Origin of the sequence: Flavobacterium sp. (assembly GCF_041911335.1) — a bacterium.
Classification (GTDB): domain Bacteria; phylum Bacteroidota; class Bacteroidia; order Flavobacteriales; family Flavobacteriaceae; genus Flavobacterium.
Genome location: NZ_JAYRPD010000051.1, coordinates 1 through 9,240, shown reverse-complemented (window position 1 = coordinate 9,240; position 9,240 = coordinate 1). Strand labels below are relative to the sequence as shown.

8 protein-coding genes and 1 pseudogene are annotated in these 9,240 nt (G+C 36.2%); all 9 read right to left on the bottom strand.

The annotated features are described in order from the left end of the window. The coding region (locus tag ACE3PD_RS08430; protein WP_374401434.1) for a type I restriction endonuclease subunit R at nt 1-1,283 on the bottom strand (1,283 nt) is incomplete at its 3' end. A gap of 4 nt (nt 1,284-1,287) precedes the next feature. Next, nucleotides 1,288-2,385 (bottom strand): HigA family addiction module antitoxin, encoded by a 1,098-nt coding sequence (locus ACE3PD_RS08425; protein WP_374401431.1) that lies wholly within the window; start codon nt 2,383-2,385, stop codon nt 1,288-1,290. 21 nt (nt 2,386-2,406) lie between these two features. After that, the gene (locus ACE3PD_RS08420; RefSeq protein WP_374401429.1) at nt 2,407-2,625 is read right to left on the bottom strand and encodes a type II toxin-antitoxin system RelE/ParE family toxin; all 219 of its coding nucleotides are present in this window, start codon (nt 2,623-2,625) and stop codon (nt 2,407-2,409) included. A 176-nt stretch (nt 2,626-2,801) separates the two neighbouring features. Then, nucleotides 2,802-4,061, bottom strand: a complete 1,260-nt coding sequence (locus ACE3PD_RS08415) for a restriction endonuclease subunit S (RefSeq protein ID WP_374401426.1) — start codon at nt 4,059-4,061, stop codon at nt 2,802-2,804. After that, nucleotides 4,051-4,917, bottom strand: coding sequence for a virulence RhuM family protein (locus ACE3PD_RS08410; RefSeq protein WP_374401424.1), 867 nt, complete (start codon nt 4,915-4,917; stop codon nt 4,051-4,053). Before ACE3PD_RS08410 ends, ACE3PD_RS08415 begins: the two co-directional genes overlap by 11 nt. Nucleotides 4,918-4,924: 7 nt before the next feature. Next, entirely contained in the window at nt 4,925-5,236 is a 312-nt protein-coding gene (locus ACE3PD_RS08405) for an ORF6N domain-containing protein (RefSeq protein ID WP_083541305.1), read from the bottom strand. Further along, nucleotides 5,233-6,780, bottom strand: coding sequence for an N-6 DNA methylase (locus ACE3PD_RS08400; RefSeq protein ID WP_374401422.1), 1,548 nt, complete (start codon nt 6,778-6,780; stop codon nt 5,233-5,235). The genes ACE3PD_RS08405 and ACE3PD_RS08400 overlap by 4 nt, the downstream gene beginning before the upstream one ends. Nucleotides 6,781-7,135: 355 nt before the next feature. Beyond that, nucleotides 7,136-8,376: pseudogene (locus tag ACE3PD_RS08395) on the bottom strand (cation:proton antiporter). After that, entirely contained in the window at nt 8,376-9,176 is an 801-nt protein-coding gene (locus tag ACE3PD_RS08390) for a hypothetical protein (protein ID WP_374401419.1), read from the bottom strand. The pseudogene ACE3PD_RS08395 and the gene ACE3PD_RS08390 overlap by 1 nt, the downstream one beginning before the upstream one ends. Nucleotides 9,177-9,240 lie beyond the last annotated feature (64 nt).

Sequence of the window (9,240 nt, the reverse complement as noted above, 5' to 3'; positions counted from 1 at the left end):
TTTTCTCTAGTAGATAATGTTTCAAAAACATTTCCTTCTTCCGGTTGAAATTTTTGTATCGTCGTAAAAATTACCCCTCCTGAATTGACTTTCAATAAGTCTTTCAATTGTTTGCGATCCGTTGCTTGAACAGGATCTTGACGCAATAATTGTTTAGAAGCTGCAAATGTGTCAAATAATTGATCGTCCAAATCATTACGATCCGTAATGACTAAAACCGTTGGGTTATCTAATGCCAAAACAATTTTACCTGTATAAAACACCATAGATAAAGATTTACCCGAACCTTGTGTATGCCAAACCACACCACCTTTTCGGTCGCCTTCAGGTTGGTTTTTCACGCCTGGTAAACCATAGCTTTCAGGAGATTCATTTAATAAATTCCCTATTGTTTGTTTTGAAACAAAACCAGAAGCTCTTTTAGTAGATTCTACCGCACGATTTACGGCATAATATTGATGATAGGCTGCTAATTTCTTTACCGTTTGTACAGTAACAATTCCATCTGCATCTTCTTTTTTGAATTTCTCAAAAACCACAAAATGTCTAACCAAATCCAATAATACGCTTGGTTGCAACATTCCTTTTATTAATGTTTCTAATTGGCTGATTTGTTTCGATGCTTCTTTGACACCATCTGTGGTTTTCCAAGCCATAAAACGGCTCAAACCTGCTGAAATGGTTCCTGCTTTTGCTTCCAATCCATCAGAAATAACCGAAAAAGCATTGAAAGTAAACAATGATGAGATCATTGCTTTATAGGTTTCTATTTGGCGGAAGGCAGACTGAATGGTGGTTTTATCATCCGTAGCGTTCTTTAACTCGATAACGACTAAAGGTAAACCATTGACAAACAGAATGATGTCTGGTCTTTTGTTTACTCCATTTTCTACGATTGTGAACTGATTGACTACTAAAAATTCGTTGTGCAATGGATTTTCAAAATCAATTAAAAACACACGATCCCCACGTACCTGACCATCTACACGTTTGGTAACAGGAATACCCTCCGTTAGTAAACGGTGAAATGTTTCGTTATTGGATAACACATCAGGCGAAGCAATACGCAAGATTTGCTTCACTGCATCTTGTTGTGCATCAAGAGGAATAGTTGGATTGATACGGCGAACCGCATTTTCTAATCGTTGTTTTAACACCACTTCTTCAAAAGTTGTTCTTTCAGAATCAGGCGCATCAGGGGCTAAATGAACCCCATTGATATACGTATACCCCTGTTGCTCTAATAATGCTATAGCGAGTTTTTCAATTTCGTTTTCGGTCATATCATTAGTTGGAGTTATTAAAGTTTAGTTTAAGAAAAAACTGCCTTCCTTGTGAATAATGTATGATTTCTTTCTTTTGTAAACGTCCAATAATTATAGCAGGATGTGTATTGAATTTATTAGCAAATTCCACAATTTCTCTCTCTGTCAGATCTTCATTTTTCAAAACTTCATTTTCCTGCTCTTCAGAAAACGTCCATTTTACAGCAAAATCATCGGCTTCCTGCTCTTTCTGTTTATCATAATCAGAATATTCTATATCTTCTAAGAAGATCTCTTTTTTACCGTGTAATAAAACGTGCCCAATTTCATGGAAAAAGGTAAACCAAAAACGATCATTTTGGTTATAACGTCCTGTTAGTTGAATTACAGGATGATTATTGATCCAACGAGTTGCTCCACTAATAGGTGCTTGTTTTACACAAGGTGTATAAATTATTTTTACCCCCGCTTTTAGACACAATTGCTGTAATTGCACAAAGAAATCTTGTGGGTGTGCAGCCATTACATTTTTTATGTCCGAAAGCTGATTTATCAGTAATTGCTTATCGAAAGCTGGCGCTTCTATTCTATTAGCTTGTAGTTCCCCTTGCCGTATCCAAGCTGATAAGGCATGAGGATTTTTAGTATTGTGCAATGAAATTCTAAAAGCAACCTTTAATTGTTGCTTATAGAAATATTCTTCCCAAGCTTCAGACGAGCTTAAACCAAAGTACTTAAATAAGTGTACAACTTTTTCTTCAACTTTGGTTGTCGGAATTACCCAACCCAATTTAGCCATTTCAGCATATGGAAAAGCACGTGCCCAATCTTTTGCTAAGGCTATAACAGATTGTCGTTTTTGGCGAGCGATATATTCGTCGTATTCATATTGTTGTTTTAGCCAAAAACGGGCAGGGATTTGTAAAACATCTTCAAATAAAATAGCCATATCCGGAGTAATCGCACTTTCTCCTTTGAGTACAGCATTAATGGTTTTTTCTGGTTTACCTGTCCGAATAGCAAATTCTTTAGGACCCATGTTTATTTCTTCTAATTTTTCAGCTAAAGTTTCTCCAGGATGGAATGCAATATCTAGAATGAATTCATTTTGTGGTATCATAATTTACTTCTTTAAGTGTTATTAATGATAATCTTTAATTTCGATAACCTCTACTCCAAGTATTTCTACCCAAATATATTTACCGTGTTCGTCTGTAGGAATAGGGTTTTCATGTGGTTTGAAAATTAAACGGTAGGGATGGTCTAAGTCGCATGCCCATTGCCCTTTTCTATCACCAACGAGTTCATGGAACCGTCCTGGCAAATGCCTCACATCTTCTAATGTTTCTGCAACCCTCAAATCAGATAAACGTTGAAGTAACTTTTTACCTCTAAGCTGCCCTAATTCTTGAAAACACTTTCTTTGATCGTTGGCTATCTTTCTTAATTTTTTATCACCAAATGTTATATTCACTGCAAAGATACAATTTTTATATTATTTTAGATAACACTTCCTGTCAATTATTTTTCACAAACTTAAATCTTCACCCTTACCTCGCCACTCATTAACTTAGGCAATAAGGTATCGCGAAGTTTTGTTAGGGTTTGGATTTGAAATTTATTTTGATTTATTTTCTTATAATTATTAGATACTTGATCATTAAATTTTAAAACTAAATCTTCTTTTGGCATCTTATACTTATTTTCAAATAATAGAGATTTATAATCGAGATTTTTTATTCCCGAACTGCCATTTTCTAAATTGAAAAATTCATCCTGATCATATAAGTATTTTAAATACAAATACACAAAAAATGAATAGTTTGAATCTTTTATTCTAATTAATCTACAAAAATTTGAGAATACTAAGTCTTTACCAAATAATGATTTTATCTCATTATTTATAAAATATGCTCTACCAGTAGATTGATTTTCTGTACCTCCTGAAATTTCAATTATTATATCTCCTTCTTTTGGTTCTATAGATTGGAATTTCTTTTCTTTTACAAATCTTATTGGAGTTTTGGTTGGAATCCCAATTAAAAGATCAGCAATATCAGTTCCTCTAATACAATAAACTTCTTTAGTAAATTCATCTTGGAGAGTTTCTTTCCCCCAATCTCCACCAACTGTTTCATTAATCCATTCAGAGAATGGAAGCTCCTCCCAATCCTCTTTCGCTTCTCCTTCGACAGGCTCAGGACAGCGCTCAATAAACCACTGACGGAATAATGTTTCCGCCAAAGCCTCTAAGGTTTGGTTTTGTTGGTGTAATAAGTCGATTTTATCATCCAAACTTGACAATACCGATGCAATGGCTTTTTGCTCGGGAAGTGGGGGAAGTTGGATTTCATACTTTAATAATGCATTTATCTGCATATTTGGTTGAGTAGAAGTTCCACCTGAAATACCATCTATATATCCCCAATAGTTATATGATTGTAGATTATAAAATAAATATTTTGGTAAACATTTATTTTCATTAACCTTTAATTTTATTAAGCCATTATTGAAAACTGCATTAATATCTTCATTTATAAATCTATTTACACCAATTGTTGCTCCAGTTCTAGCTACAATAATATCACCCTTTTTTAATTGAAATTTTCCAAAATTATTTTCTGAGACTTCAGTAAAACCCCAGTCCTCAAATTTCTTAGATTGAGAGACATCTTGAATTCTCAAACACTTTATACCTGAATCATATTCTACTATTGGAGCTCTTTTAATTGCATCTAATCCTGTATTTGCTTTTTCAAGAATTTCTCCAATTTCAATAATTTTCCTATTCTCCATCCTTCTCTTTTTTAATTTTACTCAATACATCCTTACACAAGCTATCCATTTTGGAGAAGGCAAACCACTTTTTTCCTAAATCTTTTAGCGAAGCGCCAATGTGGTACAACTCCTTTTCATCAATGATTAAAAAGCGGTCGTGGCTTTGTTTGAATAAATGGATACCTATTGCTGGATACTGCTGATTATGTTTCTGCAGATCCAAGCGCAGCTGTTGGCTAATAGTTGCCGTATAGATATTGGCTTTCACATTCTTTTTCCTTTTACTTAATAAGGTCAACACCGTGTCGTCCACATAATTATCGATAAGGAGAATAGAGGATTTGGCATTTCGTACCAGATTAGACACAAAGTTGTAAGCATCAAACACCTGTCCATTGAAGAAAACGCCTTGATTAGGAAGTTTATTAGATTCGATCTGTAAAGATATGATATCCATTTTCTTACTGAGCTCGTCCACATGGTTTTCAACTCGATCCATACGTTGATTCAGTGCATACCCTTTTAATAAATACTCTCTCAATACGTTCGTAGCCCAAATTCTAAACTGAGTACCCTGCTTTGATTTAACGCGATAACCAACAGAGATAATTACATCGAGGTTATAGAACTCTATCATTCTACGCACGGTTCTATTTCCTTCTTTTCGAACTGTCAAGGATTCCTTGACAGTTGCCTTTCTATCTAATTCTCCTTCCTTATAGCAATTGTTGATATGTAAGCTTATATTTTGCTTCGTTTGATTAAAGAGTTGAGCCATTTGCTCTTGAGACAGCCAAACAGTTTCTCCTTCTATGATTACTTCAATCCGTTCTGGTAAATCATCCGATTGGTAGAGTATAATTTCGTTTGTCATAGGACTCTTAATTGAATTTAAAAATAACAGACAGCATCGCTACACCTTGCTCTGTAAAAGCATACGGATTTACGGCGGAATGTTTTAACGATTCGAACCGGTCGCAATTTGCGACCAGTTCATCTTTTTCTTGGCTATTCAGCTGAAAACGAAATGTTTCAGGAAACCGGTCAATGTTCCGTTTTACTTGCTCATTTAATCTTTTTACTTCCACCTGGTACATTTCTGCCAGATCTCTGTCGAACATGACTTGTTTCCCCCGAATCGTAAAAATTCGGTTTTCTATATGTTGTTGGGAAAGGGTTAAATCTTTACTCATTCTTTTGGCAGTTCTATTTTAGACAAGTTCTCCGCAATTATCGCATTCAATTCCGCTTCTCTGGCTAATTGTTCTTCCAAAGTTGCTTTTAGCGAAGTAAAACGTTCTACAAAGTTGAAATCGTCTTCTTCGTCAGGTAAACCTACATAACGCCCAGGCGTTAGTACATAATCTAACTCGGCGACTTTAGATACCGGAACCGAAGCACAGAAACCGGCTACATCTTCGTATTTCCCATCGACATTACGCCAATTGTGGTAAGTAGAAGCGATTAAGTCGATATCTTCTTTGCTCAACTCACGGTTTCTACGGTTGATGAGATGCCCTAAATTACGGGCATCGATAAACAAAATTTCGTTTTCGGTATTGCGGTATTTAGGATTCGGTACTTTCTTACGACGCATAAACCATAAGGCCGCAGGAATTTGCGTATTCAAGAAAAGTTTAGCTGGTAAGTTGACGATACAGTCAATTAATCCTTCTTCGATTAATTTTTTACGGATTTCGCCTTCACCTGAAGTTTTAGACGTTAAGGCGCCTTTTGCCAATACCACACCTGCTTGCCCTGTTGGTGCCAAGTGATGAATAAAATGTTGCAACCAGGCAAAGTTGGCATTGCCTACCGGCGGTACGCCATACTGCCAACGCGCATCGTTACGCAATAAATCACCCGACCAATCGCTGACGTTAAACGGAGGATTCGCAATGATATAATCGGCTTTTAAATCTTTGTGTGCATCGTTCAAAAACGAACCTTCCGAATTCCATTTTACACCCGTAGAATCAATTCCACGAATGGCCAAGTTCATCTTCGCCAAACGCCAAGTGGTTTGGTTGGACTCTTGTCCGTAAATCGAGATATCATCAATACGACCTTGACGCTCAGTTACGAATTTCTCTGACTGCACAAACATACCACCCGAACCACAACACGGATCGAATACACGACCTTTGTAAGGTTCTAACATTTCTACCAATAATTCTACAACCGAACGAGGTGTATAGAATTGTCCGCCTTTTTGACCCTCTGCCAACGCAAACTGCCCTAGGAAATACTCGAACACATGACCTAAAACATCGGCAGAACGCTCCTGGGTATCTCCAAAGTCGATATTACCAATAAGATTAATTAATTCTCCTAAACTTGTTGGATCTAGATTTTGTTTGGCATAAACTTTTGGTAAAATTCCTTTTAATTGCGCATTTTCTGCTTCGATAGCATCCATTGCATCGTCTACAATTTTACCAATCGTAGTTTGTGTTGCCGAGCTTTGCAAAAAAGACCATCGAGCTGATGGTGGAACGAAAAATACATTTTCTGCGGTATATTCTTCTCTATCTTCAGGATCAGCACCTTGATCAATCTGTTCTGTTAATTCTGCATGCAATTTTTCAAATGCAATTGATATATATTTTAAGAAAATCAATCCAAGAACGACATCTTTATACTCGGCAGCATTAATGTTTTTACGCAACTTATCCGCTGCTTTCCACAACGTTTTCTCTATCGTTTCTTGAACTTCTTCTTTTTTCTTTTTAGCCATTTGCTTTATTTAATTTTATAAAATAATTTAATTGCTAAATATACAACCTGCAATCGAAAGTAAAAAGAGGAAAAGTATAAATGAGTAAGTAAGTAACCAAATTTCGACAAAAGAAAAATTTTATTTTTTTAAAATTATTTTTCCTATTAAAAAAGGGATTAATAAAGCAATTTTAAGAAGTACACTGATTAGAATGCATTTATCTTCATTGAATTTATCCATTTTTTTTCTGAAAGAAAAAATAAAAATTTTCTTTTGGCGAAATGTTGTTACTTTACTTACTTTGATTAAGTAAGGAGTTTCAGTGCAAATCAATGAATATGTTCCAAGTATACTTGAGTGAACGGTCTGATCACTATTGTTCTCTCAACACTCTTTTAGAAAATCTGCCAATGGTAATCCCCTGAATGAGAATGCTGAACACCACTGCAATGTACGTAACTACCAAAAGAATATCGCGGGTTTCATTATCGGGAAGTGACAGGACCAACGCCAACGACAAACCACCACGCAAACCGCCCCAAATGATGACTTTTGCTTCGTCTTTACGAATGTCCAAAAGCCTTGGAAACAGTCTTCTCGGCACACTCACCGCCAAAAAGCGTGAAAATATGAGGATAAGGACGGATAAAACACCCAAAATCAAATATTTAATATCGAAATCAATGACTACCAAAACCAAGGCGATTAGAATAAATAAAAGCGCATTCAGTATTACATCCACCAATTCCCAAAATTTAGCGACATACTCTTCGGTTCTGTCGCTCATAGCCTGTCCTTTCCGAAAATTACCGACCATCAAACCCATAATTACCATCGCCAAAGCCCCGGAAATATGCAATGTCGAAGAAATAAAATAGCCCAACATCACAAACGCGAGGGTTAATAAAACTTCGGTTTCATAATGGTCTATCGTGGAAAGTAAATAATGTAAAGTGTAACCGATAACCAGTCCGAAAATAACTCCGCCCACGGCTTCCTGAAGGAAGAGCCATGCAAAATGACCGGCATCAAAGCCCACCGCATTTACGCCTATCATTTCGGTAAGCGCAATGAACAAAACTACGCCAATACCATCATTAAATAGCGATTCGCCCACAATCGTAATTTCCACTTTTTCAGAAACTTTGGCTTCTTTCAGAATGCTAAAACTGCAATTGGATCAGTTGGCGAAATGAGCGCCCCGAAAATAAAACAGTAAAGCATCGGAATATCCAATCCTAAAAGCAATGCGACATAATGAAAGACAAACGCAATGAAAATCGTGGAAAACAGAACTCCGCCAACTGCCAAAACGCTGATGTTTTTCAGGTGGTTTTTAAGTACAAACCAATTGGTGTGAAGCGCGCCGGCAAAGAGCAGAAAACCCAAAAAGATATTTAATACCGAACTACTGATGTCGGATTGTACCACCAAATCACGAATCTGAAGAAAAGGTTCCGCATAAAAATTTTTCGTGATTATTACCACAAGCGACAAAACGACAGAGAGAAAAAACAAACCAATAACGAAAGGCAGTTTGATAAACCGCTGATTGACATACGCCAAACCCGCAGACAACGAAATAAGAAGTATTAAATAGTAATAAGGTATCATTATTTTTTTCTGTTGTAAAGTTCGAGTGTATCTACCTTCAACCTAACCTGTAACCATTTTCTAAGTTTTTGTTTTTCGGCTTCCGGGAGTTCTTTTTCAGATTCGTATATCGCTACAGGAATTACAGCGGCAGAATCAGCATCAGAAAGTATTTCCTGCTTTGCAGCAGAAAGTGACTTCAAGTCGGGGAATATTGCTTTGGCTTCGGAATAAAGATTTTCTGTATTGAAGGTATAGCGGTCTATTTTGGCGTTCAATTCGGAAGCGATTTTCGCAGCGTCATTGCCGGCTTCATTATTCTGAATTTTATTGGCTTTTGCGAGGAAAGCACTGTCCTGACGAATAATCAGTTTGGTATTTTCTAAACCGAAGTCTGCCATTTTTTGGTTTTCTTCGGCAATTTGAGCCGCCGTAAAACGTCGTGTAAGAAACGCCAATTCCACTCGACGCGGATCAGTGGAATAAAATGTTTTCCGGTAAACTATGGTATTTCCTTTATCTTCAAATTCTTTGGTGATAAACTGTGAAACTTTGTCATAAAATCTTTGTTGCTGAATAAAGCGATAAGCAAAATACACACTCGGAATAATCATCAGCAAGGTGATTCCCGTAATCCAGTTTCTAACGGAAGTTGCCCTTTTATTATCCACCAAACCAACTGCCGGATAATTGAGGTATTTTACAATAATGAAAGTAGCAATGCAGATAAAAAAACAATTTATAACCCGTTGTGCATTATGAATTAAGTGAGACAAAAGTTGTTCATTTGATTGAAAATCAGTAAATTGAATTAACCACAAAACATTTACAATGAACAACTTAGACGCAAATTACAAAAGAATTTTGGAAGTATTACGAAAAATA